The organism is Pedobacter africanus (assembly GCF_040548825.1).
Classification (GTDB): domain Bacteria; phylum Bacteroidota; class Bacteroidia; order Sphingobacteriales; family Sphingobacteriaceae; genus Pedobacter; species Pedobacter africanus_A.
In genome coordinates, this window is sequence record NZ_JBEPSL010000001.1 from 1,406,141 (window position 1) to 1,431,316 (window position 25,176).

General features: G+C 38.1%; 26 protein-coding genes. 9 read left to right on the top strand and 17 right to left on the bottom strand.

All coding sequences use genetic code 11. The features are described 5' to 3' along the window. Nucleotides 1-5 precede the first annotated feature (5 nt). From ABIE26_RS05755 to ABIE26_RS05780, 6 genes are all read right to left on the bottom strand, one after another. A complete protein-coding gene (locus tag ABIE26_RS05755; RefSeq protein WP_310139048.1) occupies nucleotides 6-1,076 on the bottom strand; it encodes an efflux RND transporter periplasmic adaptor subunit in 1,071 nt (356 codons plus the stop codon). 172 nt (nucleotides 1,077-1,248) lie between these two features. Next, complete coding sequence (locus ABIE26_RS05760; RefSeq protein ID WP_310139045.1) at nucleotides 1,249-1,845, bottom strand: helix-turn-helix domain-containing protein; 597 nt, start codon at nucleotides 1,843-1,845, stop codon at nucleotides 1,249-1,251. A gap of 75 nt (nucleotides 1,846-1,920) precedes the next feature. Further along, a complete protein-coding gene (locus tag ABIE26_RS05765) occupies nucleotides 1,921-2,484 on the bottom strand; it encodes a helix-turn-helix domain-containing protein (protein ID WP_310139042.1) in 564 nt (187 codons plus the stop codon). A gap of 149 nt (nucleotides 2,485-2,633) precedes the next feature. Then, entirely contained in the window at nucleotides 2,634-4,040 is a 1,407-nt protein-coding gene (locus ABIE26_RS05770) for a hypothetical protein (protein WP_310139040.1), read from the bottom strand. 82 nt (nucleotides 4,041-4,122) lie between these two features. After that, nucleotides 4,123-4,464, bottom strand: coding sequence for a hypothetical protein (locus ABIE26_RS05775; RefSeq protein ID WP_310139038.1), 342 nt, complete (start codon nucleotides 4,462-4,464; stop codon nucleotides 4,123-4,125). Next, entirely contained in the window at nucleotides 4,464-4,742 is a 279-nt protein-coding gene (locus ABIE26_RS05780) for a hypothetical protein (RefSeq protein WP_310139034.1), read from the bottom strand. The genes ABIE26_RS05775 and ABIE26_RS05780 overlap by 1 nt, the downstream gene beginning before the upstream one ends. Nucleotides 4,743-4,877: 135 nt before the next feature. Here ABIE26_RS05780 and ABIE26_RS05785 point away from each other — a divergent pair, with 135 nt between their 5' ends. Next, on the top strand, nucleotides 4,878-5,777 hold the full coding sequence (locus tag ABIE26_RS05785) for a helix-turn-helix domain-containing protein (protein ID WP_310139031.1): 900 nt from the start codon (nucleotides 4,878-4,880) through the stop codon (nucleotides 5,775-5,777). A 4-nt stretch (nucleotides 5,778-5,781) separates the two neighbouring features. Here the strand turns inward: ABIE26_RS05785 and ABIE26_RS05790 are convergent, their stop codons facing one another. Further along, on the bottom strand, nucleotides 5,782-7,170 hold the full coding sequence (locus ABIE26_RS05790) for a tetratricopeptide repeat protein (RefSeq protein WP_310139028.1): 1,389 nt from the start codon (nucleotides 7,168-7,170) through the stop codon (nucleotides 5,782-5,784). A 169-nt stretch (nucleotides 7,171-7,339) separates the two neighbouring features. Between ABIE26_RS05790 and ABIE26_RS05795 the strand changes: the two genes are divergently transcribed. Beyond that, entirely contained in the window at nucleotides 7,340-7,603 is a 264-nt protein-coding gene (locus ABIE26_RS05795; protein WP_310139026.1) for an RNA recognition motif domain-containing protein, read from the top strand. A 2-nt stretch (nucleotides 7,604-7,605) separates the two neighbouring features. On the opposite strand, the gene ABIE26_RS05800 is transcribed toward ABIE26_RS05795, so the two are convergent. Beyond that, nucleotides 7,606-7,878, bottom strand: coding sequence for a hypothetical protein (locus ABIE26_RS05800; RefSeq protein WP_310139024.1), 273 nt, complete (start codon nucleotides 7,876-7,878; stop codon nucleotides 7,606-7,608). A 460-nt stretch (nucleotides 7,879-8,338) separates the two neighbouring features. Here ABIE26_RS05800 and ABIE26_RS05805 point away from each other — a divergent pair, with 460 nt between their 5' ends. The 6 genes from ABIE26_RS05805 (at nucleotide 8,339) to ABIE26_RS05830 (ending at nucleotide 17,459) form a co-directional block, all read left to right on the top strand. Continuing rightward, nucleotides 8,339-8,641: a hypothetical protein gene (locus ABIE26_RS05805; RefSeq protein WP_310139022.1), complete on the top strand. Its 303-nt coding sequence runs from the start codon at nucleotides 8,339-8,341 to the stop codon at nucleotides 8,639-8,641. A 336-nt stretch (nucleotides 8,642-8,977) separates the two neighbouring features. Then, the gene (locus ABIE26_RS05810) at nucleotides 8,978-9,535 is read left to right on the top strand and encodes an RNA polymerase sigma factor (protein WP_310139020.1); all 558 of its coding nucleotides are present in this window, start codon (nucleotides 8,978-8,980) and stop codon (nucleotides 9,533-9,535) included. Between the two features lie 73 nt (nucleotides 9,536-9,608). After that, entirely contained in the window at nucleotides 9,609-10,814 is a 1,206-nt protein-coding gene (locus ABIE26_RS05815; protein ID WP_310139018.1) for a FecR family protein, read from the top strand. 342 nt (nucleotides 10,815-11,156) lie between these two features. Beyond that, entirely contained in the window at nucleotides 11,157-14,423 is a 3,267-nt protein-coding gene (locus ABIE26_RS05820) for a SusC/RagA family TonB-linked outer membrane protein (RefSeq protein WP_310139016.1), read from the top strand. 10 nt (nucleotides 14,424-14,433) lie between these two features. Continuing rightward, nucleotides 14,434-15,870 carry a RagB/SusD family nutrient uptake outer membrane protein gene (locus ABIE26_RS05825; RefSeq protein ID WP_310139014.1) on the top strand — a complete coding sequence of 479 codons (1,437 nt, stop codon included), beginning with the start codon at nucleotides 14,434-14,436 and terminating at the stop codon, nucleotides 15,868-15,870. A 65-nt stretch (nucleotides 15,871-15,935) separates the two neighbouring features. Then, nucleotides 15,936-17,459 (top strand): TlpA family protein disulfide reductase, encoded by a 1,524-nt coding sequence (locus ABIE26_RS05830; RefSeq protein WP_310139011.1) that lies wholly within the window; start codon nucleotides 15,936-15,938, stop codon nucleotides 17,457-17,459. Between the two features lie 41 nt (nucleotides 17,460-17,500). Here the strand turns inward: ABIE26_RS05830 and ABIE26_RS05835 are convergent, their stop codons facing one another. The 4 genes from ABIE26_RS05835 to ABIE26_RS05850 all read right to left on the bottom strand — a co-directional run bounded on the left by ABIE26_RS05835 (nucleotide 17,501) and on the right by ABIE26_RS05850 (nucleotide 20,195). Further along, entirely contained in the window at nucleotides 17,501-18,556 is a 1,056-nt protein-coding gene (locus tag ABIE26_RS05835; RefSeq protein ID WP_310139008.1) for a hypothetical protein, read from the bottom strand. A gap of 52 nt (nucleotides 18,557-18,608) precedes the next feature. After that, nucleotides 18,609-18,839, bottom strand: coding sequence for a hypothetical protein (locus tag ABIE26_RS05840; RefSeq protein ID WP_310139006.1), 231 nt, complete (start codon nucleotides 18,837-18,839; stop codon nucleotides 18,609-18,611). 93 nt (nucleotides 18,840-18,932) lie between these two features. After that, nucleotides 18,933-19,406: a MauE/DoxX family redox-associated membrane protein gene (locus ABIE26_RS05845; protein ID WP_310139003.1), complete on the bottom strand. Its 474-nt coding sequence runs from the start codon at nucleotides 19,404-19,406 to the stop codon at nucleotides 18,933-18,935. Nucleotides 19,407-19,721: 315 nt separating this feature from the next. Further along, a complete protein-coding gene (locus ABIE26_RS05850) occupies nucleotides 19,722-20,195 on the bottom strand; it encodes a hypothetical protein (RefSeq protein WP_310139002.1) in 474 nt (157 codons plus the stop codon). Nucleotides 20,196-20,558: 363 nt separating this feature from the next. On the opposite strand from ABIE26_RS05850, the gene ABIE26_RS05855 reads away from it, so the two are divergent. Continuing rightward, nucleotides 20,559-21,425 carry a helix-turn-helix transcriptional regulator gene (locus ABIE26_RS05855; protein ID WP_310139000.1) on the top strand — a complete coding sequence of 289 codons (867 nt, stop codon included), beginning with the start codon at nucleotides 20,559-20,561 and terminating at the stop codon, nucleotides 21,423-21,425. On the opposite strand, the gene ABIE26_RS05860 is transcribed toward ABIE26_RS05855, so the two are convergent. The 5 genes from ABIE26_RS05860 to ABIE26_RS05880 form a co-directional block, all read right to left on the bottom strand. Then, nucleotides 21,412-21,984, bottom strand: a complete 573-nt coding sequence (locus tag ABIE26_RS05860; RefSeq protein WP_310138998.1) for a FecR family protein — start codon at nucleotides 21,982-21,984, stop codon at nucleotides 21,412-21,414. The two genes, ABIE26_RS05855 and ABIE26_RS05860, sit on opposite strands and share 14 nt — an antisense overlap. A 20-nt stretch (nucleotides 21,985-22,004) precedes the next feature. After that, complete coding sequence (locus tag ABIE26_RS05865) at nucleotides 22,005-22,667, bottom strand: hypothetical protein (RefSeq protein WP_310138996.1); 663 nt, start codon at nucleotides 22,665-22,667, stop codon at nucleotides 22,005-22,007. A gap of 159 nt (nucleotides 22,668-22,826) precedes the next feature. Continuing rightward, the gene (locus ABIE26_RS05870; RefSeq protein WP_354375201.1) at nucleotides 22,827-23,780 is read right to left on the bottom strand and encodes a helix-turn-helix domain-containing protein; all 954 of its coding nucleotides are present in this window, start codon (nucleotides 23,778-23,780) and stop codon (nucleotides 22,827-22,829) included. Between the two features lie 106 nt (nucleotides 23,781-23,886). Then, nucleotides 23,887-24,537: a Crp/Fnr family transcriptional regulator gene (locus tag ABIE26_RS05875; protein WP_310138990.1), complete on the bottom strand. Its 651-nt coding sequence runs from the start codon at nucleotides 24,535-24,537 to the stop codon at nucleotides 23,887-23,889. 30 nt (nucleotides 24,538-24,567) lie between these two features. Beyond that, the gene (locus ABIE26_RS05880) at nucleotides 24,568-25,023 is read right to left on the bottom strand and encodes a hypothetical protein (RefSeq protein ID WP_310138987.1); all 456 of its coding nucleotides are present in this window, start codon (nucleotides 25,021-25,023) and stop codon (nucleotides 24,568-24,570) included. Nucleotides 25,024-25,176: the final 153 nt, after the last annotated feature.

The following is a 25,176-nucleotide window of genomic DNA, read 5'->3' on the forward strand; positions in this document are numbered from 1 at the left end:
ACAGATTATTTGGAAACAGCGGACTGAACCGGCATACCGTCGCCAAGGCGAAGAAGATTAGACACAATGACACTGTCGCCATTGTGTAAACCGGAGATAATAATGGCTGCGGATTCAGTTCGGTTGCCGATATGAACAGGCATTGATTTAGCCAGGCCATTTTTTAAAACAAAAACACTATATCCCTCTCCGCTGGGGATGAGCGCTTCGGTTGGCAGGTAAATCGCTTTCGCATTTTTTTTCGATGTAGGGAAGTGAATCTTCACAGATAAACCCGACCGGAACTTTCCCCCGGGGTTATCAGTTACCGCCTGTATCTTCAACGCCCTGTTTTGTGCGTTAAGTCCCGGTTCGGTCGCTTTAACTACGGCTGTATATTCCTGATCGGAAAGGGTAGTGGTAAAATTAATCTTGCCTCCGGTTTTAACGAGAGGCAGGTATTTTTCCGATACATCAAAATTTATTTTAATGTTGCCCTGGTCCTGCAAACTCACCAGTTCCATAGCTGGTGATACAAAAGCGCCAGGATTTACATTCGAAATACCAATCCTTCCTGAAAAAGGAGCCTTTATTGCAGTCTTATTCAATTCTACCTGGAGCAGTTCCCGTTGAGCCTCCAGCGAATGCAGTTTTACAGCTGTTTCGTCGTATTGTTGCTGATTTACAGTCTCGGTTTTTAGCAGATTGCCTATCCTTTGTTCATTCAGACGAGCCAGTTTCAACTCAGAATTCAAACCCTTTAACCTGGCATTCAGGTCAGCATCATCTAGTTTATAAAGCAATTGTCCCTTTTCGACAAATTCTCCGTCCTGAAAAGCAACCTGAACAATTTTCTGCGAGATTTCGCTAACGATGGCAACTTCCCGGTAAGGCGCCATGGTACCGACAATCATTTCTTCCTGATCCAGTGGTTCCTCATTTACGACAATTGCGTCAACAGGTAATTTGCTGACGCCAGCTGTCGGGGCTGCGGTTTGCTTTTCCGTTTTTGCTTTATTATTGCTACAGGAAATCAGTAATATACCGCAGATTACCTGAAGGAAAACAGCATTTAGTTTATTTGTATTTTTTAACATGACAGGATAAATAATCGTGGAACAAATAGTTGTTTTTATCTATGTAAAATTAGTTTAAGGCTCGTTTTAAGCTTTATACTATTGCAGGTAAGAGTTATAGAATTTATGAGGTCTGTTTTAACAAAAAACACCCGGTTTTTGGCCGGGTGTAAGGAAATCGGGAAAATTCGTGTTATTGGTTTCTGTGTTTAAGGCTTCTTTGTATAACAGCAAGCTTGTCCCGTCTTATTCTTTTGTAATATGCGAAGTCGAATCCTGTGTATTGCTTTAATTGTCGTGAAAGATAGGCTACACTGCTATAGCCCATAATATTTGCTATATTGGTTAATGACTGATCCGTATAAACCAACAGTCCTTTTACCTTCTCAATTTTCCTTAAGATGATGTATTTTTCAAGTGTGTTGCCTTGTGTAAGCGAAAATATGGCACTTAGCGAATTGTAGTCTCTGTGTAATTCTTCGCTAATTAGTTTTGAAAATTTAACCGGACTTCCTGTTTCAGATTGTTCATTGATACCGCGTTCAACTGCAAGTTTGATCTGGCTGATCAGCTGTTCATTTTTGTCATACAACAGGTCGAATCCATTCTTTTGAAGAACTATTTTTAAGGTCTTTTCGTCAAAAGGAGTTTTATTGCTCTCTTTTAATATGACCTCTCCTAAATTGATACTCGAAATATCTAAACCCAGTTTAGACAGTTCATCACTCAACACGGTAATACACCGGTTACAGACCATCCCTTTAACAAGTAATTTATGGTTCCTTTTCATCACAAAAAATATATTCAAAAATAGAATAGGGTGCAGGAAAGACTGTTATACTATTAGGCGAAACATTTACAGAATTTACAACTGGTCTAATGGCTTGCGCCTGTTTTCTTTTATATTTTTGAATTGCGTAGGTGTTAAACCTGTGATTTTTTTAAACTGGGAGGATAGATGTTGAAGGCTTTTGTATCCCAATTTATGCGAAATTTCACCAAGTGAAAGTTCGTCGTAAACCAAAAGTTCCTTAGCTCGCTCAATTCTCTGCAGGATGATATATTGTTCAATAGTAATGCCTTCTGTATTTGAAAAAAAAGAACTGATATAATTGTATTCAATAAGTAGTTTTTGCTGGATGAGATGTGAAAAGTTAACACTAATATTTACTTTGTCTGTACCGTGAATCGTCTCAATAATGATGTTTTTTACTTTTTCAACGATCATGGTTTTACGATCATCCAGCAATTCAAAACCTTCATTGGCTAATTGGAGACGTAAAGAACTGAGTTGTATATCAGAGAGGTCTGTTGTCAACTCAACTTCTCCTACCTGTATTTGATCAGGGATTAGATTCATCTTTTCAAGCACTTGTCCCACTACTAAAATACACCTGTTGCATACCATATTTTTGATGGCTAATTTCATCCGGATCTGCTTGTTTGTAATTTACTTTTAACAAGTGGTAAATATGGCATAATGGTGCATATATCGCTTTACATAATTCCTTGCTTTTTTTATATTATTTTGCTTGGAAGGAAAGCGATTTTCGCCACCAACTGAATTGGTGGTTAAATCTATTGGCTTAAAAAGTTATAAAAATCAGTCTTTTTTATTTGCTGCTGGTACGTTGCTGCAGTTTGCTCCATAAGGGGATAAAAGAATACGGTTTTATTTCTGAATACAAGCGTACAGCTGTGGTTCTTCCTGTCTGTTTTTATGGTTTTCATCGCCTTGTCCAGATCCCCTTTAAACTGCTTAAGATCCTCTTTTTCCTGTAACAGATAGGCTTTCAGGTCTTTGGTGGCCAATGCTTCATTTCTCTGACTGTCGATGATCAATCCCAGTAAATAGCCATAGGCCTCATCCTTTCTGCCAGCTTTGTAGCAGGTTTTTGAAAGGTCATAAATGATGCGTTCCATATCTTTTATAAAGTCTGTCCCGCTCGATACTTCATAGGGAAAATCGAATGCAGCTTTTTTATAAAAATCAATGGCCTGGCTGTAATTGGCCTGCGACAGGTAATAATCGGCCAGGGCATGTGCCGATAAATGCTGTATATTCAGGAATTCGTTTATTTCAAAGGGTTCTTTTTTTCTGAGCGCAGAAAAGTCTAAGCTTAAAAAATAATTAAACTGGGCCGTATAATCCCCAAGGTTAAAGCGGGTAATCCTGGTGTCTAGTTTTTCTATATGTTTTTTTAGGTCCAAGTTCGATTTAAAAGGTTCCTTCAGTACCAGTTCCTGCAGTAACCTGCGGATGTCATCTGTTCTGAAATCATGAAATAGCGGATACTTTTCTTTATCGGCGCGCTCATTGTCGAGCCTGGTGGTTCGCCTCTGTTCTATATCATCAATAGTGTTCTCCGTATTAAAAATGTCCTTTCCACCAAGGCTGAGCTTAAAAGTATATAGAATGATCCGGGGCCTGTCAAGCGTCTTGTACTGCCTGTCGATGCTAACGATATGCATCCAGTCTTCATCTCCGCGCACAAAGGATAAGGAATTTGGTTCATCAACAATAAATTCATTCGCATTCTGTGTAGATGTCCCCTCTGTTACGGGCCTGTTTAAGACCAGCGATCTGAAAAATTTTGTGCTGCCCGTTTCCTCTATTTTATAGAGGTACTTCTGAACGTAGGCTTTCATGTTTTCAGTTAAGCCCCCGGTTGATTTTGACCGGATAGCCGAAATGTTGATCTTATCGTTATTGAAAGTATATTTTGCAGGATAAATAAGAAGCTCAGGGTTCTCTTCTGAAAGTACTATCGCTATCCCCACATGATCTTTTGAGAAATTGGAAAGACCTATTTTTTTAGCTTTTTCAAAGCTGGCAAGCATTTTTGTCAGAAACTTATAATTGGTGTCATTAGCTGAATAGGTATGTACCGCCGCTTTCACTTTGTTTTGTATGTCCGTATATTTTTGCTGGGCAAAACCGGTTATTGAAATGAACAGTAAGATAAAAAGGAGTATTTTTTTCATATTGCGCTGCCGGGTTCTTGATGTGCCGATGCGTTAAAAGGCCTTGCAATTTAGTAAATTGCTATCAGGACGGAAAAACTTTCTACCCCGGTGGTTTATTCATTACTTTCCAGAAAAACAAACTACCCATGCAGTACAACAATACATCTACCACATCTCCGGTATATCTTTTCATAAAAAGCGGCAACAAGCACTCAAATGAGATGCTAAATAAAATCAGAATAAAAATAACCTGCCAGCTTTTTAGTATACAGTTTTTGTTTTGCGTTAAGTACCTCATAAAGCACATAGACAGTCCGGCAACTACCGGAACAGCAAGCAGATCAGCCAGGTAATATTGTATGGGCGGAGGGAAAATATACCCAGTGGTTTTTACAAGATAGATGCTGAGGTAAATGGTCAGAAATACCCATAGCCATTTCATCAGCCGGCAGCCAGGACAATGACTGCGGTAAGCACCAGGATAAAGCCGATGAAAATGGTAGCAGTATATTGCTTTACTTTTCTGAAAAAAGGATTTTGTTGTGCTATCCTGGCCTGTTCAATTTCTTCTTTCAGCTTCCTTTGTGATGCCAGAGCTTCAATTTTGTTGATTTTTTCCTGTTCTAGCAATCCATTGCAATGCTTGCAGCGATCCTGTAACTGCTCCTGCCATACTGTCCATTGGCAGCAATGCGGACACTTGATTTCCCGTTTGACCATAAAAATTATTTTTTATTCATCAGCAAAAATCGGGTTTAGGATATTGCAATAAAAGAGCCATATATCTGGAATTCTGGTCGAAAGCACGGATTTTTGAATATATTATTAATTTTGTTGTATTAATTAAATACTAGCATGCCGAGGCCGTTAAAACCAGCTATTGCTGAATTGAGTTTGCCGGAAGCCGTAAAATTGGCTGCTCCGGATCCGGGACATGGGATAGATTATAGTGTCACCTCTTTTTCTTCTGTGGCAGAACTGGATGACATTCCCCGACGTGCATCGTACTTCGGAATTGCAGTATGCTTGAAAGGGAGTGTTAAACTCATAGCAGATCTGGAACATTACCAGCTTTTACCCGGCTCACTTATTGTAATGTCGCCAGAAGTTATCCGCACATGGAAGGGCTTTTCGGTAGATTATATGGAAGAAACCTTATTGTTTACAGAAGCTTTTTTCCTGAGCGGGGGAACAGGCTTTTCAGCTTTTAAACAATTCAGGTTTTTCCAGGCCAAAGCACCTAAAGTTATCCAGCTGCGCGGACCAGACTGTAATTTAATTGCAGATTTGCTACAGGATATTAAAAACACAATTGAAGGCCAGACACAGCGTAAGCATGTAATCATAAGGGGTTATATTCATATTTTATTGAACAGGATTGCGGATATCTACGATGAATACTGTCCTGATGAAGAAACAGAAGTGGCCAGACCGGTAAAAATGGTATCCCGTTTTAAAATGTTACTGATGGAAAGGCATTTTGAACTGCGTTCGGTGAATGCTTATGCAGATCTTTTAAATGTTAGTGCAAAACACCTGAGCCAGACTGTAAAAGAATATACAGGCAAGACTGCCGGAAACTGGATTCATGAAGTGTTGGTCCTGGAAGCCAAGGTGAGGCTAAAACAAACTTCGCTAACCATAGCGCAGATTGCCGCTGAACTGAATTTTAGCGATCCTTCCTTATTCGGAAAATATTTTAAACGTTATGCAGGCTGTACCCCGGCTATTTATCGTAAAAAGGCAGCCGGTTAATAACTTATCCCAAAAGTGCAAGCACGACTGCCTTTGTGTCTGGATTATGTTTAGCAGCATCAATATAGTCTAAGAGCAACGCAATAGCAGATCCGTTTGTATAAGCCAATAACTGATCATCATAGCCCATTTCTGCTATTTCCGGATCAACCTTGGCCAGCATAGAAACATACAGGTATGCATGATATATTTTCCTTTCCTGAGCATAGCCATAAGCCATAAAGTGTACAAAAGGCAAAAACTCACGCTCACTGAATTCTGTTCTTGTTGGGCAGATCTCATCCAGAGTTTCCTTATACCCGCAAATTTTTCTAGCTTCATCGAAGTCACCTGCAAGGGTCAAAGCCCTTGCATAGTTAACCCTGGCCGGTAAATACTCAGGAAAATCAACTGTCATCTGCTTTAGGCGGGCTGTTGCATCCCCGACACCCAATGATGCTTCCAATATGATCTGAAAATTTCTGAATTCAATATTATGAGGCCATTTTTCAATATATCCAAGTGTTTGCTTGAGCATTTTCTCACATTCTGCCTTTCCAGCCGATTGGCTATACATGATTAACGACTCCAATGCATCCAATTCGCCCGGCAGGTCGGAGAACGTGCGTTCATAGGATTGTCCAAAACCTACCCGGCATGTTGCAATAAAATTATCCAGCTTTAGTTTAAGTCCTTCACTATCCTCATATCCATCGAATATTTTCTTGAACATGTAGTCCATTACCGGATAATCATCTATATGGTCTTCCAGGTCAAACTCGTCAATAAAGTCGTTCCAGTCTGCTGCTGTCCAACGATTGAGATAGTGACTCAAATCTTCGCTTTCCGACATGTATAATGAACTTTTATAATTGTACTTTCCTTCGCCCAGGTGTTTTTCTAACTGGGTTAAATAGTAACTTAGTTTATCATCATCGTCTGATAAGCACAGGAAAGGCTTGCCATTTTTACCGAATTCTATTGGGTGTTTTGCAGCTGGTTTGGGCGGTTCGGCATCAAGCATATGCTTTATATGGCTGAAGTTGTCGTCAGGGGCTATGCCGTTGCCCTTTGCGTAATCGAGTGCATCTTCAATTAACTGATAGGCTAAACTATATTCACAATCAATCATCCTGTAGGCACTTTGATTAAAAATGACCAATACTTTTTTGAACAGGTCGGTGGGAGCGAGGTCTGGCATAAAGCCTACTTGTTTTACACCTGTACAATATAAATCGATGATGTAAAAAGCAGCACAGATATTTCCGTTCGCTAATTTCCGGCTTAAAACTACACATGCTTTTTTCGTGAGTTTCCAATCCCGGTTTATCTGGCATTTGTGAAGCGGCAATGAATTGAAGTAGCCTGTTTCGAGCAGGCTTACTTCTTCCCGAGACAATACTTGTTTGATCATTAAGTGTTTATAGTTAGTTAAAGCTAAGTTTTGAAAAATATTTGATTTTAGCTGAACGCAATTGGTACTTTTTTGCTGAATGCAATTTTGATACTTAGCGTTAACTATTGTTTACCACGTAATAAGGTGAAAATAATATATTTGCCGCGATGTCAAACAAGATAATTGAATGAGTATAAAGCTGTTTGTAGCCAATTTTCCGCTACATATAACCGAAATTGAACTGTTGGAGGTGTTTAGCCAGCATGCATTGGTATCCGATTTAACTATCGTTAAAGATGGTTCAAAAAGTAGAGGGTATGGTTTTGTTATCCTTCAAAACCAGATCGCTGCCGATAGGGTTATTGAAGCATTAAATGGGAGATCTATAGGTGATAGAAAACTCAGTGTACGTATTGCCGAAAACAAATCCACATTTCTTAAAACCGGGTAACGCTAGTATAACCTGTACCTTAGCCTCAAAATTCTTGCTATTGCTTTCAGCAGCCCAGGTTTATCATTAATTGTAATATCGGAGGCATCCCATTCACCTTTTATATTTGGGCCAAGTTCATATTCCTGGCCTTCCAGGCTAATCCGTATAGCCTTGGTATCTTTCGAAATTGATCTGGTTAAAACAGTGTAAGTATAATCCCTCCCCTCAAAGGTGATGCGCATGGGTAAGCTCATGCTGCAAATATAATTCAATCCTGCTCTTTCTTGTATCATCAAAATTTTGTTAAAAACTCCAAAATTTAAGAATAAAATACATGTAATTAATTTATGAGAAATATTTGGTTGTTTAAGTTGTTGTTTATATATTTGATTATTAGGTAATCGACCATATAGTAAAACAAATAGCCAATGAAATAAACAACATTAAAACATTATAATTTACTTCTTAAATGAGGTATTGAAGAGTCTCGACTTCTAAATTTCTGACAAACACGGGAAGAGACAATAGATTAATGCCCATAACAAATATTGTTGTACTTTTGAAGGTGCGCTATAGCGTTATGGGCTCTATTGTAAATCCGTTCCCGCGGCCGTCAGAAAGCGTTGAAGTACGGTATTTAGAGCCCGCTATGGCGCATCTTCGTTTTAAAGCTATGCTTAGTGAGGATGCTCCCGCTAACCTTAAATCTCTCCGAGACTCATTTTTCAGTTTGCAACAAATAAAAATGAAAAAATGTGTAAATCTAAAACAATTGTCACATCGCTTGACATCTGTAAGCAATATGTCGACCGATACCTTGAAAGTCTATATGAATTGGATATAGAAAAGCTTGATGCAAGCCAGCGTTTAAAAGTCCTGGTGTTTTATGAGCAATTGATAGAGTTGTTGTATAACAATACGGCTCTGGTTGGAATGGATCGTCAACTCATCGATAAAATGTCCATTTTAGACAAAACTAATAAGCGAATTTTACCGTATGAATATCACATTGCCAGTCGTAAAATGAAAGTTTCGAATAAAAAACCTGTCCAATAGCAGTGAAAGTCACGATAAAAAATAAATATGATCTATGTCACTTTTTTTATTTCAAACAAAAACATTTTCTGTAAGTTTATACTACAATAGACAAAAAACTTAAGCTACAATGAGGGGGATAGCTAATAATTCTGTTTTGTCTAACGCTCCAATCCACCAATTTTTTAATGCGGATGTTATTGCTATGATCAGGAAGATGATGCGTTGTCGAAGCCTTATGGCTTTTATACTAACGAATGGGCCCTTTGCGTAGGGAATGAATAAAGTGAACAAAATTTAGAAAACGAAAAATTATCATATTGTAATGGGATTTAACGCAATATTTTAGGTTGGGACATGAGACAAAAAGAGGCATATAAAAATCTTTCTGATTCGCAATTGATAGAACTTTTACGAGAATCAGATAGCCTTGCCTTTTCTGAAATATTTGATCGCTATAAAACCTTTTTATTCTCTTTTACTTACAGACGGCTAGGTGATATAGAACAGTCAAAAGATATAATTAACGATATTTTTGCAGATTTATGGGAAAAACGTCTTAGAATTAAAATACCAGGCGCTTTGGAAGCTTTTTTGGTTGTTGTCGCTAAAAATAGAGTTACTGATTTATACCGGCAAAAGCTAGTGTCTGAGAAACATTTGGATATCCTGCGCAGCAGGTTAAACAGTTACGAAAGCACACAGACGGACCACTTGGTAAGACATAGGAACCTTGCCGCATTAATAGAAGTTGAGATCAAGGCACTTCCAGTAAAAATGAGAATTGTCTTCGAACTTAGCAGAAAGGATGCAATGAGCAGAAAACAGATCTCTGAATACCTGGGGTTGCCTGAAAATACCGTTAGAACCAATTTAAGTCGTGCATTAAAGATACTTAGAGGTAAACTTGGATAGAAACTTAACAATTATTTCACTTTTTTTGAAAACAACCTTAACATTAAGCCGTATAATATTCAGATAACAGATTATGCAAAAGATAGACGATAAGCTTTTAGATAAATTTCATTCTGGTAAGTGTACACCAGAGGAAGAATCTATTATTGACTATTTAATGCATTACGATGATAATTCTATTGACATTTCGGGCATGGAGGCAGAACTGGATGATCTTCAGGCTGCCAGCCTTATTTCAAAAAGAACAGAACCTAAAAAATGGCCTTTTCTTGCAGCAGGTATTGCTGCCGCAGTGGCTATTATAATTGGTGCAGCTGTGCTGCTATTTAATTCCACTGAGCAGCCTGTAGAAAACTACACCAATGACATTAAACCTGGAACAAATAAAGCCATACTTACATTACCTAACGGAACAACAATAGATTTAAGTGAGGCGAAGAACGGGGAATTGGCCGTTGATGGGGGAGTAAGAGTAGTTAAACAATCCGATGGACAGTTATTATACCAGTTCAAATCAAAAGATGTTAAATTAACTCCTTTAACTCCAAGAGATTCACTTTCAGCGCTGGTTAGCGTTGGTGTTCCTAAAAAGAATGATGCTGATCATTTAAATACTTTAAGAACACCCCTTGGCGGCCAGTATCATATAGCATTGCCAGATGGCACTAACGTTTGGCTTAATGCAGGCTCTATGCTTAAGTTTCCTTCAACCTTTGAAGGGCTTGCTGAAAGAAGGGTTCTATTGAGTGGTGAGGCCTATTTTGAAGTAGCGCAGGTGAAAACTTTGCTTGGCATGAAGAAGAGGGCAAGGAAACAACCTTTTATTGTAAAAACGGCCTCACAAGAAGTAATGGTACTAGGTACGCATTTTAATATCAATGCCTATCCAGATGAAAAAGAGACGAAGACAACTTTGTTGGAAGGCTCTGTGGGTATTACAGCGCCGCTTTTGCAAGCAGAACAGACTATGCTTAAGCCTGATGACCAAGCAGTTAATGATGGCTCTATAATTAGGGTAAAAAAGGTAGATACGGAATTGGCAGTAGCCTGGATGAAAGGAGAGTTTATGTTTAAAGACGATAATTTAGAAAGCATTATGAGAAAAGTAGCACGCTGGTATAATGTAGAGGTGGTATATGAGCATAATGAAGCGCGTAAGGAAATGTTCGGTGGGGGTGTGTCAAGGTACGATAAAATATCTAAAGTGCTGAGCGCGCTGGAAGGAGCGAGTGATTTAAAGTTTAAGGTAATAGGAAGGAAGGTGATAGTTACCAAATAGGCAATAGGGGCCTAATACAGCAAAATTAATCCTCTCAACTTTAATTGATTTTTTCTGAAAGCTATTTTTCGGACATGGATAATAATGTGTAAAAAATAAATAACCTAATTGTATCAACTAATTAAAACTAAACTAAAAATGAAAACTACTCTGGTAAAAGTTCGATCTACTTAAAGCTGCAAGTGTAAAAGAAAAAAGGCCAGGAGTGATCGCAACACAACTGGCCGGTATCTGCCTCATGATAATCTCGTAACTATCAACTAACAGTTTAAACAAATGTACAAAAATTATATCATCAAACCTGATATACTAAAGAGGTATGTCTATAAGATACTGCTTGTCATGCGACTAACCACCGTCATTCTAATTGCCAGTATATTGCAAGTGAGCGCATCATCCTTTGCGCAAAAGTTCAGCTATGTAAAAAAAGGAGCTCCACTTTCACAACTGTTTAGAGAAATAAAGAAACAAACCGGGTATACCGTTCTCTGGAATTCAACAGTAGATGTTTCACTGGTAGTGGATGCAAACTTTAAGAAAACGCCACTTGAAGACGTTTTAAAACAGTGCTTAACTGAGCACAATCTGTCGTTTAAGATTGAAAATAAAACCATCAGCATCAAACCTAAAGAGCGTCCCTTTCTTGACAAGCTTATTGGCTATTTTACCTTAATTGATGTTCGGGGGCGTGTTGTAGACGAAAGAAATGAACCACTTGTTGGTGCGGTTATCAGGATAAAAGGAACACAAATATCCACTTCAACCAATTCAAATGGAGAATTCCTCCTGCGCAATGTTGACAATAAGGCTGTATTGGTGATTTCTTTTCTCGGTTACGAGCAGCAGGAAATTATCGTTACCGAAAAAATGAGCGAAGTTAAGTTAGTAATGAGCGAAGATAGGCTTAAAGAGGTTGAAATCAATGCGGGATATTATACAGTAAAAGAAAGAGAACGTACTGGAAATATATCTCGAATAGCTTTTGATGTGATAGAAAAGAATCCCGTTAATAATGCATTAATGGCACTGCAGAATAGGGTGCCGGGGTTGCAGATTACGCAACAGACCGGTACCCCAGGGGGGGGGGTTAAAGTGCAAATCAGAGGCCGTAGTAGCATAAATGCTAATATTGGAAATGATCCATTATATATTGTTGATGGAGTTATATATCCGTCAACAAGTATTACATCCAGTTTGACACCGGCTATTCTCGGAGGTTCTGGGGCCAGCCCGTTGGGATTAATTAATCCTAATGATTTGGAAAGTATAGAGGTTTTAAAAGATGCGGATGCAACTGCTATTTATGGATCGCGCGGTGCAAATGGTGTTATACTGATTAAAACTAAAAAAGGTGTTGCAGGAAAAACAAGATTTGCCGCCAATGTTTCACAGGGGTATAGCAAAGTTGATCGACGGTTGAAACTTATGAACACCGAGCAATATATTGAAATGCGAAATGAGTCATTTAAAAACGATGGATTAACACCTGGAGTAAGAGATTATGATGTAAATGGCACCTGGGATGTAAATAAATATACCGATTGGCAGAAAGAATTAATTGGAGGTACTGCTAATACTACTATGGTATCTTCAAATGTTAGTGGAGGTTCCAGTACATTAACTTGCCTAATTGGTGGGAACTATTACCAGGAAGGGACAGTCTTTCCTGGTGATTTTGGTTTTAAACGGGGGGGGATGAATGCGAATCTAAATTTTGGATCAACCGAAAGCAGATTTAATTTAAATTTTATAGCTACCTACAGCAATGCTCAATATAATTTGCTGACCTCAGATTTAACAAGTAACATTTTGCTGGCGCCAAATGCCCCCGACCTTTACGATGAGAATGGTATGCTTAATTGGAGTAATAATACTGTTTATACGAATCCAATGTCGAATTTGCTTAGGTCAAATACAAAAGGGACGGATAACTTAAATGCCAATGTTGTAGTGAGTTATAAGCTTCTTAAGCGTCTTTTTATAAAAGCTTCAATTGGTTATTCGGCAACTAAAGGAACAGAATTTAGTAAAACACCTTTAACTTCAAGATCTCCTGCATTGACCTCTACCGCTGCAAATCGAGCTGCTAACTTTAATAACAATAGTAATAGTACCTTGATGGCCGAACCGCAAATTAACTATGACGTTAAGTTAGGGCCAGGCAATCTAAAAGCGCTGGTAGGAATGACCTTTCAGGGAAATACTTCTGAACTGCGTTCGATAAGAGGTACGGGATTCAATAGCGATGCCCAGCTGGATAATATTGCGGCAGCAGGTACAATTACAACCGTTGACGCCGCTTCGGGCGAGTACAGGTATAGTGCATTATTTTCCCGCTTAAATTATGAGTTAAACAATAAGTATTTTTTAAATATTACAGCTAGAAGGGATGGGTCAAGCAGGTTTGGTAAAGGTAAACAGTTTGCCAATTTTGGAGCAGTTGGGGCAGCTTGGATATTTGGTGATGAAAAGTGGATTAAAGAAAGTATTCCTTTTTTGAGCTTTGGGAAAATAAGGTCGAGCTATGGCATAACAGGTAATGATCAAATTGGGAATTACGGATATCTCCAATTGTGGAACTCGCTCTCCGGTACTTACCAAGGTGTACCAACTGTGCAACCTGCAGGCGGTAGTGTTGGCAATTCTGATTTCGCCTGGGAAAATAATAGAAAATTGGAGGCTGCCTTGCAACTAGGTTTTTTAAATAATAACATAAACTTTGAGTTATCATGGTATCGGAATCGATCATCCAACCAGTTAATAGGCGATCCATTGCCACCAAGTACTGGAAAAACTTCCATAACTGCCAATAGAAACGCCACTGTACAAAATACTGGGTTAGAATTTACTTCTGATTTCAAAATTTTGAATAAAAATGACTTACAGTGGAATTTGGGCGTAAATGTAACTATACCGAGAAATAAGTTAATTGCCTATCCAGGCATAGAAAGTTCCGCCGATGCTTACACTTATATTGTTGGGCAGCCACTATCTATAGAAAGAATATATAATGTGAGAGGCATAGATCCCCAAACTGGATTATATGACATCGAGGATCTTGATGGAAATGGCATATTAAATGATTTAGATCGATATAAGCAAAAATTTACCGGTCAATATTTTTATGGAGGTGTATCTAATAGTATTAGAATTAAACAATTCGATTTTGATTTTTTAATTGGATTTACCAAACAAAATGCGTCTGGTAATTATATGGGGGCGTTCAATCCTGGTAGGTGGGATTTTTCTGGACCAACTACAAATCAACCGGAGGCGGTTGTTGAACGTTGGAGAAACCCTGGGGATGAAACAAATATTTCAAAAGCAGGAAATGCCTCTGCCACAGTTTTAAACTATTCGCGTGCCAGGGCAACTGGAGGGGCATCTATTAGTGATGCTTCTTTTATCAGGTTAAAGAATATCTCATTGTATTATAATTTACCTAAAACCCTCCTTAAGTCACTCAAAATTCAAAATGCTAAAGTTGGCCTGCAAGGACAGAATATTCTAACCTGGACTAATTATGTAGGGTTAGATCCGGAGACACAAAGCATGTTACTCCTACCGCCTCTTAGAACATTGTCGATTGGTCTAAATGTATCACTTTAAAAATGGTGTCATGAAATTATATAATATAAAACCCTCCTTAATTAGAATGAAAATTCTGAGCACTTTAGGGCTCCTTTCATTAGTGATTTTGCTTGATTCTTGTGAAAAATTCTTGGAAATAGATGTCCCTAAAGAAAACCTTACTTCAGAGAGTATTTTTACAAATGACGAACTGGCATCTTCGGCAGTAGCGGGGATGTATAGCGTAATGGCAACTGGTCTTGGCCTTTCCAGTATCAGCTCAATTTGCGGTCTAACTGCCGACGAGTTTTTAAATTACAACCAAAATCTGACGGAGTTTTACGAAAATGAGATTACGCCAATTAATACATTCAATAATAGCAATTACAGTGGACGGTACAATTCTATTTATAGCGCAAATTCCATCATCGAAGGTTTAGCTGGTTCAAAAGGTTTAACTACAGCAGCCGTCAATCAGTTAAAAGGAGAAGCTTTGTTCGTTAGAGCTTTCAATTACCTTTATTTAGTTAATCTTTTCGGTCCTGTGCCACTACAACTCAGTACAGACTATAAAATAAATAGGACTTCTGGAAGAGCTTCTACAACTGAAGTCTATTCGCAAATAGTAAAAGATCTAAAAGAAGCAGAAGAACTTTTAACGGATAAGTATTATACAACAGAAAGAGTAAGACCCAATCTTGCAGCTGTACAGGCTTTATTGGCAAGAACATATTTATACACTAAGGATTGGGCTAACGCAGAAAAATATGCCACATTAGTTATCGATAAAAGCAGTATTTATAGCTTGACGTCCCTGGATAACGTATTTTTAAAGAACAGCCAGGAGGCAATTTGGCAGCTATTCCCCACTGCAAGTAGTGGTAACACTGCTGAAGGAGTCTTCTTTATAATAATCAGCGCACCGAACAATGTTTCTTTGGCAACCAGTTTTGTAACTACAGCATTCGAATCTGGAGATAAAAGAAGAAATTCCTGGGTTGGTACTTATGTTCCGCCTTCAGGGCCAACATATTACTATCCCAACAAATATAAACTTAGAGCAGCCACGCCCGTAAATGAATATTCTATGGTCTTACGGCTAGCTGAACAATATCTGATCAGGGCCGAAGCTAGGGCAATGCAAGAAAACTTGCCAAACGCGATAAAGGATATTGATGCAATCCGAATCCGTGCAGGTGCTGTTTCTAATAATACTGGAGCAAATGCTACCAATCCATTTAAAACTATAGGTTTTTCAAATCCTGATATATCGCGGGATAACTTGCTATTGGCTATTCAAAAAGAACGAAGAATCGAACTTTTTTCTGAGTGGGGACATCGTTGGATCGATTTGAAAAGAACAGGGCAAGCTGATAATGTATTGAAACAAATTAAACCTAAATGGCAATCAACGGATGTTTTATATCCAATTCCTTACAACGAAACGAGTAGAAATCCAAATGTAGGCCAAAATTTAGGCTATTAGGTCTCCTTTTCATTTTTAACAGATGCCGCTTTTAATTTACTATAGGCATCATAAATCATATCATTATGAAAATATTCTTCAAATTCATTCTCCTAATCTTTGTTTGCGCTTTTTCAGGTTTTGCACAGCAAAAAAATCCTGTGCTTTCAGGTTGCTTCAAATCCTACAAAAAGAATTTGCCTGCAACGATTATGTTGTGGACCATGCCTACGAATAATTTATGGGATCAAACGGTTGATTACAAAGTAACTATAGATAGTAACCGCAGTTTTCACTTTGAATTTCCATTAATTAAAAGACCAATGTTATATATGCTTCAAGTTGTTCAATTATCGGGGACTAAAAAACAAGTTTCAAGTTTGGGCACTTTTTATGTTGAACCCAATGACAATATTCACGTGGATATTTATGATAACCAAATCAAGTCAGGGATTTTTATGACAAAAAAAGACTCACTCGTGTTTACAGGAGCAGGATCAGCTAAATATAATTTGATTGAAAATTTGAATAAAGATTTTGCCCGTTATCTTCAAACAATTTATTTGTTAATAAATAAAGAAGATAGCACAGAGGCAGTTATCGCAACGAAATTTGAAAAACTTTCGGAATTAACCAGATTTTACTCAAACGAAAAGCTAAGCAATATTAATGGTGCTAAAAATGTTAGCCAAGAAATGAAGAAAATTATTAGCTATCAATTTTGCGATTACGAGTCGCTAAAGGAAGAGAGGGTAATGACGTTTTATAGTCTCGCTAAGAAGAACAATATTAAACAATTTGTTAGGGAATACTACAACAAAAATCCGTATCGGGTTACAAAACCTGATACGGTTGCTCTTTTCTGTCCTAATTTTTTTCATTTTTCTGCGCTAAGCTTAAAAAGAAAACAATTGATCAATAGCGAAGACAAATCCTTAAGCTTAAAAAACTATTACGATTTATTAAAAAGTAGCTATTCGGGCCAAATGAAAGAACGAATGATAATGCAATTATTTGCTGGTGCTTATGGTTTATCAGGCCTCTCAAATGTAAATACTGTTTACGACTCATTATTGAAAGATGCAAGTGGTATCCTGGTTAGTAAGGAAGGGAAAGATGTAATAGAAAAAAAACTAACATTTAAGCGGGGCAGTAGGTTGTTTGATGCTGATTTTATTGATTTAAACGGTAAAACATTCAACTTCTCTTTATTAAAGGGAAAGGTCTTTCTGTTAGATATGTGGGGAATTGGATGTACAGTGTGCGCAGGATTCCATCATAAATTTAAAAACGAATTATGGACTGATCTAAAGGATAAAAAGGATTTTGTTATGCTCTCCGTATTTGATGGAAAAACTAAAGAAAAATGGGAACAAGGCGTTAAAAGCAATAAATATACGTCAATGGAATATCTGAATGTCTCAAATTTACCTTTAGGAAGTTCTCTACATCCATTTATGAGGCATTACAATGTAATAGGCGCCCCATTTATTCTTTTGGTAGATAAAGTAGGGAAAATTGTAACAAAGATTGATGCTAATAATTTTAAATCGAAAGAATTGTTGACAATGATTAACGATGAGCTGAAAAAAAATGAAGTTTCAAAGTAACAGCATTATATAGAGGATTAAGCTTATAAACCTCCTTTAATTCAATTGGTTTTCAGATCAAAGATATTTACACGGTTTTCATAAATCGCAACAATCTTATTTTTGTCGACCCTGAAATTACGAAGCCTTTTTCCAAAATATCTGGGAAGATAAATGCTATGAACATATTTTCCATCTTTAATTGAATAGATATCGATAGGCTCATTTTTTTGTGTCATTTCTTTAGTCTCATTATCTGCTTTTAAATAGGAGTGAATATAAATATAGTCACCTTCAACCGTAATTGAACGGTTAACGTTTTCTAAACGTTTTAGCAGTTTTCGGCTTTTTACGGACTTGCCATTAACCATTCGTTGTGTATAAGGTCCAAACGTTACTTTTGCGGTTCTTACCGTGTCAATGGTGTTAGCCTTGTATAGCAGATTTAAATTCGTATCAAGACATAAAAATTCACCCCTGTAAAAAAACATGTAAAACAATTTTGCACTCTTAACGTCATAATGAAGTTTGCCGTCAGTGCTGTAAAAACCATCTGATTGTTTTGGTATTTTGAAACGTTTTACAGTTTCAGGTAATTTTGAAAGCTTTATTTTAGCAAGCTCTGCTTCTGCCTGGCCGCTTGAAAAATTAAACCCTCTGACAACCACAGATGTGGGCGATATTCCCTTTATGATATCAAAAAGTAGAGATGGCACTTTATAGTTAGTCGAATGCTTTGGGGTAGAAAGCATAATATCACTTTTTGCATTGGTTACAAAGATAGTTGAATCCAATCTATCGAAATTCATTGTTCGCACAGTTGTATCAAAACCATTTGGAATCTCCAGCGTAACTTCTTTAGGCTCAGTTAAAGCAGAGTTGGTTTTTAGTGGTTTTAATGGCGATCTATAATTCAGAAACCATATGTCGTTCCCTGATTTCCAGAGGAAATCAAAGGCGCGGTTTTGAAATTCATAACTATTTGATAATTTGATTTCTGAATCTACGAATTCCCTTTTAAAACCTGTAGGCGATTTAGTCTGGGTAATAGACGTGAGTAAGTAGAATCCTCCAAATGAGGAAAGCAAAATCGCAACAATAACGTATGTTTTTTTCATATCATAAAATAAGAAGCTATCCCCCCGGGATAGCTTCGTTCATAAAATTTGCCTACAGTTCGTCGTATTTTAACAAAGTAGTTCCGTAGTGTGTAGCAGGATCTACTTGAGGGAATCCTACCTCTTGAAGTTCAACAAGAGCTTGAGGGATTTCTGAACATAATTTTTCAGTACCTTCAGTACAGTTGTAGTAAATGTTGTCTTGAACACCGATTGCATCTTGAGCAAAGGCAGCGCCTACAGCTACTGTAGCTACAAGGGCGGCAAAAAATAATTTTTTCATGTTTATTTATTTTTATGATTAAGTGCTTACTCTATTGGTTGCAGGTTTTCAGCATCCCCTGATTCAATTGCGCAAAAGAATATCTTGTATAGTTCAATGAACTATCTTTTTTTCATTAATTTTTCCTTGTAATAGGATCCCAATAATCCCCAGCACCACAAAAATAATATTGAATACAAGGTGCTGATCCCAGGTCATCTTCTGTAGCACGCCTCCACAAGAACATGGTATACTATCACTGTAACTTAAAATGGCATAGATGTAAAATGTAAATAAAGCCATCAAAGTAAAAGCGGCATATAGCCCAGCCAATCGAGTTCTTTCTAACAACAGTGTAATAGAAATAGCAATCTCCAATCCTGGTACCAGCCACACCAATATTGAGGCATAATCGGTGATAATAGGTGATTTTCCCATCTGCAATTGAAACTTGTCGTATTCCATAAGTTTACTTGTTGCAGCATACAAGAACAACAACACAAACAAGTAACAAATTACATCAACTGTAATCTTTCTGGTTCTATCAGAAAACCATCCTTTTGAGTGTTTATTCATTGTTGTTTCCATTCTCATTACTATTTCTGATACATCAATTGTTTTGTTGTAAAAAGTTTTAAAAAAACAGACCAGTATTGGTTCACGCCACCAGCCTGGCCTGTTTTCAACTTAATAATTCATAAATGAAAAAAGCATCGGCTTAATATGAGGACTTATGTTGCTTGGCTCGTTTCCAGAGTTTAATTTGTATGTTGTAGTATTGCTCATTTTCTTTTACTTTTTAGAAAAGACCCGGACCAACTCTCGCAAAATTGGCCCCCGGGCCTGTTTCTCGATCTAAAAACAATATAATATAACATATGATGGATGTTCAAGCTTTAAAGGCTATCTGCCTCTTAAGTTCAAACGTGTTTGCTGTATTTTATGTCTTTCCCAGGCCAAATCCCACTCTCCGTTTTTAATCGCACTATTCCTGATCAGCAGCGCCTTTCGCAACGCATCTTTTTCATTCAGTGCAAATATTTTTGTAATGAAAAGCCCCTGATGTATTTCGGTTCCCCCATAAAAGCAGATGTTGTATTCTTCCTGCCTGGCTTCTAAGTTGCGGTTGTAGTCGCACATAAAAATGTCTTTGGGCATACTGCCTGTCCGCGCCAGCGAGATGTAATAAGGTTCTGCTTTTTGTTCCAGGTTAAAGTCCGGATTTAATACGCCATCTATAATCTCCAGGTCTGGTCTGCTTTTAAACTTCTCTACAAATTTTGCTGCCTTTTCTTTCGAATCAAAAACTGCATAAACCTCATCAAAAGAATCGTAGTTTTTCGGCTTCACTAAATGTATAGGGGTGTTCACTTTCATAAGAGGTTAATTTTGTTTTTCTATTTTTTTAAGCTTGTCATTTTTTATTGTTGTTGTTTGTTGAATCAAATTTAAGCGGCCTTAAACTGATCTGATGTCCAGAATTGGACAAACGCATGTCTAGTTCTGGACAAACCAATGTCCACTTTTAGACAAATATTTTTAAACAACAGTGCCATTCCTGCACCTCTGTACAAAAAAAATAAACACATTTAAATACATCATTACTCCTGAAATCATTTGCTGTTCGTAATAGTGTATCATTCATATAAAAAGTAATCGATGTATTCAAAAATCAAACTTCATTTGGCTACGATATCATCCCAAGCCAGGTCTAACAGTAAGCTCTCTAAATCCAGTAGTATGCCCTTACGCATGGCCGAGGTTCAACGATATAAAATGGACGATGGGTGTGTAGTGGCACAGTCGGCCAGCCATTTCCTGGCCCATCTGGAAATGTTTGAATATGAAGCGAGCAAGCAATGCCAGATAAATTTTTCTGTTATTGAACCTGCTTTTTTGTTCTGCGCAAACCTGCAAACCAATTGCTGCTACCTTTGTTACCGCCCTGTAGGCAACTATTATAAAAACATGGACGTGGGTAAACATCAGCAGCTGCTATTAACGCTAAGGCCCGATTGGCTGTTTCATCAAAGCAGGCATCTGCCAGAATTGGCAGAGCTTACTGCCCATTATTGTAAAAATGCCGACCAGGCCAGAACTTTGCCGCCTTGCCATATAGCCAGCAAACTGTTTAAGCAGTTAAAAAAGATAGGCAGGCGTATTGATAATTTAAATACGGATGCACAAGGTTATATTTTCATTAATGAGTGTATTCAGCAATATTTTAATGGGCTTGCCAATGGTCCGGAACCAGACCACCGTAAACAGAAAATTGACGCACTAAAAGATTTTATAACTGTGAACTTCGCTACCGCGCTGGTAAATGATTTAACCGGGATGGCCAGTTTATTTTGCGTATCCGAAAGAACCCTTGCACGGCTGGCCAAAACGGCATTCGGGATACCCATTCATGAACAGGTGATCAGCGTAAGGATGAAATTTGCATTCAACCAGCTTTCAACCACAAGTAAGCCTGTTTATGAAATTGCCAGATTGAGTGGCTATACAGATCCGCATTACTTTAGCAAAGCCTTTAAAAAGTACCATGGCAATACACCTAAACAAATAGAACGGCCCCATAAAAAATTAGCTGCTACTTATAGCTGATAAGTCGGCGGTTATATACAGTGACTTGTTTGCCTTTTACTTTGAACCGTACATTTGCAGTCAGTTCCAAACTAGTCAATATATTAGCCATCGATTCACTTTTCTGGAGTTCGCCACCAAGCAGTATATTACCCAGCGCACTGTTATCATATACCACTTTCAAATTGTGCCAGCCAGCCACTACGCCCAATACATCTTTAAGCGGGGTGTTCCTGAAGGTGAAATCGTCTTTGGTCCAGGCAATGCTTTCCATGGCGTTAACGGTTTTAATACTAACCTGCTGTGCCTCCAAAACAGCTTGCTGATTGGGTTTAAGAATAATCCCAGCTTTGGTCTTGGTTTTCATTACATACAGCGGATCTACCAGGGTAGGGTCTGGGCCGGTAGCTGGTGGTCCTGCAGGTATCACCCTAACACTACCTTCCAGTAGCGTAGTTTTAATAGCTTTTTCATTTGGGTAGGCACGCACATTAAAATGTGTACCCAAAACATCCACTTCCTGGCCTTTGGTAAGCACTATAAAAGGTACACGTTGGGTTTTATGATAAAGTTTAGCCACTTCAAAATAACCTTCACCGGTTAAAGATACTTTTCGGGCAGTGTTTTTAGCAAACGTTGATGGGACTGCAGGCAGCTGGAAGCGTTTAACCAGATCCTGGTCGAATCAGCAAGGGTAACCTGGTATACACCATTTTTAGGTACACTAATACAATAGATCCCACTGCCCGAAGGGGTAGCAACCACTGCTCCGCTGCTGTAGTAAAGCCCATTGCTTTTAATAACCAGGCCAGTTTCGGCAGCATTTAATGCAAGGCCCTCACCGTTTTCCAAAGTCAGTATTACCCGGCTGGAATCTGTTACTGCAGCACTAAAATCCTGATATTCTGATTGCGAGGATAATGGATCAAAAAAGAGCAAGGCTAAACCTAGCATCACCAACGTAACGATGGCTGCAGCGCTGAACCAGTTGATCCATTTTTTTCTTGCTATGATCTTTTGTTCCTGCTGGTACTTTGTGATCCGTAAGTGCCATATGATAGGCAATACGGTGACCAGATCAAAATGAAGCTTATGTCCGGCAATAGAGCCCGGTTTTTCCTCATGGTCAATAAACTCCCTCAATTCCTGGTAGGTCAGTTTCCCAATAACAACACCCTTGTCATAAACAGACATAGCCTCCAGGCCCTTGCTGTTCATTACCGATATTGCTTCCGCAACAGTTTGTTGAGCGTATAATTTCAATTTTTTAGTGTTTAATAATAAGTTAATCTCCTCTCAATCTCCACTCTATCTGGCAATTGTAGTTATTTATCAGCATATAAGCCAAAAGGAATTTGAAAAAAGTTCAGTTTAAACGAAAAAATATATTTAAAAGATAATAAATAGCCTAACTCGTATATCTTATTTCATTTGCTTCTTGCCGGCTTTAGGTGGGAGGCCAAAGTAGTTCTTATAAACCCTGCTAAAGTGATGAATGGTTTTATAGCCTACCGCATCGGCTACTTTTCCTACTTGTGCCTCAGGGTCGTTCAACAGTTCCCTGGCCTTTTCCATTCTTCGCTTTTCGATGAAGCGCACAACACTAACGCCAAATGCTTTTTTAAATAACCTGGTCAAGGTTTTCTCGGTGATATTAAACCGTGCGGCAATCTGTCCGGTATCGCCTACATCTTTGCTGGCGAAGTTCTTAATTAAATAGGCCTTTACTTTATGGGCGGTATATTGGGTGTTTTCCAGTTCCTCCAGTTTGTCAAACTGGTGCGGGTCTTTTAACTCAACAGCACCCTTGCGCTGCAGCAGCCACTTAATTTCTTTGTACTTTTCTTCAGATATATTCAGCAGCGAAGCACAATAACAATAGGGTAGGCCTTCAACCTCGTACAGGTCTAAAAATTCTTTTACACTTTCGGTTACCGGCATCCTGAGCATATTAGCGGTTGCCTCACTAAATTTCTTTTCAATGAACAATATATGTTGTATCAGCTTATCGGTTTCAGCATATTTACCCAGTTTCAGCACGTCTTGTTTCTTTATTTCCAGTACTGAAACCTCGCCAACAGCCAGGTAAGTTAAGCGCACCGGCTCTTCCTGAAAAAAGCTGGCCAGATCGGTTACAATTTGTCTGGGAAAATAAATCCGTTCAACTATTTCTTTTCCAGCCTGGTCTTTTCGTATGGTCACAATAAAACCAGTAAGCAATTGCCAGGCCTTTACTGCCACCTGGCCGGGCTTCAAAAAAGCATAATGGTGACGTTTAACTTTCTTCAGCATCATGGGCTGCAGATCATTCCCGAATTCAGCAGAAACGGGAAACATATTATTAAGATCGTGTAGTAATAAATCAACGTCGTTCATAATATTGAGTTCTGTTAAGTACGGTGTAAATAATTGAACCTTCATGTAAAGTTACTAAACTTTGTAGTTAACTATTTAATTTTCAGTGCAATCATTGGCTGTTTATTTAGATAAAGAATAGTTGAAGCTTTTGTTTATATAATGTGTAAGCACTGCTAAACTTACTTCTGGATATACCCAGGTATAAGGCAATGATATCCTTATTAATTCTATGCTCAATTCCCGGATTGTCTTGTAGGTACATGGCAACGCTTTCTTCAGCAGCAAGTTTTAGCAAACGCTGGTAATACCGTGAATAGTTTTCGCGTTCTGCTTGAAGGCACAACAGAAAACTGACCATGTTTGGAAAATCTTTTAAAAGTTCCTTTATACTGTCATAACTAATGGTTATTGCTTCACCTTCCTCTAACATCTGAATGCTTTCTATGCGCTCCGTTTCATTTTTAAAGCTGTTCACATCAAATATGACTTCCCCTTTTTTCCATATTCGAGGAATCACGGGTTTATCATTTGCCGTCGGATAATATACGGTACGGGCGATGCCACTAATCAAATAAAAAAGTTTACCATCAGCAAAATCCCTGCTTTCTTCCAGGTATTGATCTTTGGCAAAAGGCCGCAATTTACTACGCTTAATAAACCTGGTTATAAATTCTTCGGATTGTTCACCTCCGTGAGCTTCCAGCTTAGGCATGATCTCTTTTCTAATGATCCGTTCTAATCTTTCTCCATTTAATTCATTTTTAAAATTTGTCATAGTACTGAGGGATTAAGAGCTAATAAGGGTTTATGAGGTCAGCTGGTGCCTATCCCAGGCATTTTGCCATTCTCCTTTCAAAATCGCCGCATCTCTTGCGGCAATTACTTTTTCTAATGCAGCTTTTTCATCATCAGCAAATACGTGCATGTAAAACCGGCCGTCTTCTATACCAAAACCTGGATAAAAGACAATCTCAAACTTTTCGTTCAGGGCCTCATTAGCTTCCTCAATCATGTCGGCAATGTAATTCTCGTAAGGCGTCAGGTTATATTTTCCGATAGCCACATAATAGGGGTTCTGGTATTTATTGCTTTGATAAGAGGGGTTTATCTCCAATTGAATAATTTGGTAGTTGGCTAAAGAGCTTTTAAACCGACTAACGAAAGCTTCGATTTTATCCTTTGCGTCAAAGCAGGCGTATAAGTCTGCTAACGAATCAGAGCCTTTGGGTAGTACAAAAAAGATTTCTTTAGGGCTATTCATAGAATAATTGATTTTAGATTTAAAATCCAGCAATGCGGATCAATATAAATTCCACCTGATTGCAAATTCGCCATGTAATGGCATGCAGCCAGAATAGGCCTCCTTTTAGATTGAATAATTTTGATTGGTAATGTAGATTTAATTAGAGAACGC

Excerpts from the sequence above, each read along its gene's own strand:
- ABIE26_RS05755 (WP_310139048.1), bottom strand. The coding sequence starts at position 1,076 with ATGTTAAAAAATACAAATAAACTAAATGCTGTTTTCCTTCAGGTAATC.
- ABIE26_RS05760 (WP_310139045.1), bottom strand. The coding sequence starts at position 1,845 with ATGAAAAGGAACCATAAATTACTTGTTAAAGGGATGGTCTGTAACCGG.
- ABIE26_RS05765 (WP_310139042.1), bottom strand. The coding sequence starts at position 2,484 with ATGAAATTAGCCATCAAAAATATGGTATGCAACAGGTGTATTTTAGTA.
- ABIE26_RS05770 (WP_310139040.1), bottom strand. The coding sequence starts at position 4,040 with ATGAAAAAAATACTCCTTTTTATCTTACTGTTCATTTCAATAACCGGT.
- ABIE26_RS05775 (WP_310139038.1), bottom strand. The coding sequence starts at position 4,464 with ATGAAATGGCTATGGGTATTTCTGACCATTTACCTCAGCATCTATCTT.
- ABIE26_RS05780 (WP_310139034.1), bottom strand. The coding sequence starts at position 4,742 with ATGGTCAAACGGGAAATCAAGTGTCCGCATTGCTGCCAATGGACAGTA.
- ABIE26_RS05785 (WP_310139031.1), top strand. The coding sequence starts at position 4,878 with ATGCCGAGGCCGTTAAAACCAGCTATTGCTGAATTGAGTTTGCCGGAA.
- ABIE26_RS05790 (WP_310139028.1), bottom strand. The coding sequence starts at position 7,170 with ATGATCAAACAAGTATTGTCTCGGGAAGAAGTAAGCCTGCTCGAAACA.
- ABIE26_RS05795 (WP_310139026.1), top strand. The coding sequence starts at position 7,340 with ATGAGTATAAAGCTGTTTGTAGCCAATTTTCCGCTACATATAACCGAA.
- ABIE26_RS05800 (WP_310139024.1), bottom strand. The coding sequence starts at position 7,878 with ATGATACAAGAAAGAGCAGGATTGAATTATATTTGCAGCATGAGCTTA.
- ABIE26_RS05805 (WP_310139022.1), top strand. The coding sequence starts at position 8,339 with ATGTGTAAATCTAAAACAATTGTCACATCGCTTGACATCTGTAAGCAA.
- ABIE26_RS05810 (WP_310139020.1), top strand. The coding sequence starts at position 8,978 with ATGAGACAAAAAGAGGCATATAAAAATCTTTCTGATTCGCAATTGATA.
- ABIE26_RS05815 (WP_310139018.1), top strand. The coding sequence starts at position 9,609 with ATGCAAAAGATAGACGATAAGCTTTTAGATAAATTTCATTCTGGTAAG.
- ABIE26_RS05820 (WP_310139016.1), top strand. The coding sequence starts at position 11,157 with ATGCGACTAACCACCGTCATTCTAATTGCCAGTATATTGCAAGTGAGC.
- ABIE26_RS05825 (WP_310139014.1), top strand. The coding sequence starts at position 14,434 with ATGAAATTATATAATATAAAACCCTCCTTAATTAGAATGAAAATTCTG.
- ABIE26_RS05830 (WP_310139011.1), top strand. The coding sequence starts at position 15,936 with ATGAAAATATTCTTCAAATTCATTCTCCTAATCTTTGTTTGCGCTTTT.
- ABIE26_RS05835 (WP_310139008.1), bottom strand. The coding sequence starts at position 18,556 with ATGAAAAAAACATACGTTATTGTTGCGATTTTGCTTTCCTCATTTGGA.
- ABIE26_RS05840 (WP_310139006.1), bottom strand. The coding sequence starts at position 18,839 with ATGAAAAAATTATTTTTTGCCGCCCTTGTAGCTACAGTAGCTGTAGGC.
- ABIE26_RS05845 (WP_310139003.1), bottom strand. The coding sequence starts at position 19,406 with ATGGAAACAACAATGAATAAACACTCAAAAGGATGGTTTTCTGATAGA.
- ABIE26_RS05850 (WP_310139002.1), bottom strand. The coding sequence starts at position 20,195 with ATGAAAGTGAACACCCCTATACATTTAGTGAAGCCGAAAAACTACGAT.
- ABIE26_RS05855 (WP_310139000.1), top strand. The coding sequence starts at position 20,559 with ATGCCCTTACGCATGGCCGAGGTTCAACGATATAAAATGGACGATGGG.
- ABIE26_RS05870 (WP_354375201.1), bottom strand. The coding sequence starts at position 23,780 with ATGAACGACGTTGATTTATTACTACACGATCTTAATAATATGTTTCCC.
- ABIE26_RS05875 (WP_310138990.1), bottom strand. The coding sequence starts at position 24,537 with ATGACAAATTTTAAAAATGAATTAAATGGAGAAAGATTAGAACGGATC.
- ABIE26_RS05880 (WP_310138987.1), bottom strand. The coding sequence starts at position 25,023 with ATGAATAGCCCTAAAGAAATCTTTTTTGTACTACCCAAAGGCTCTGAT.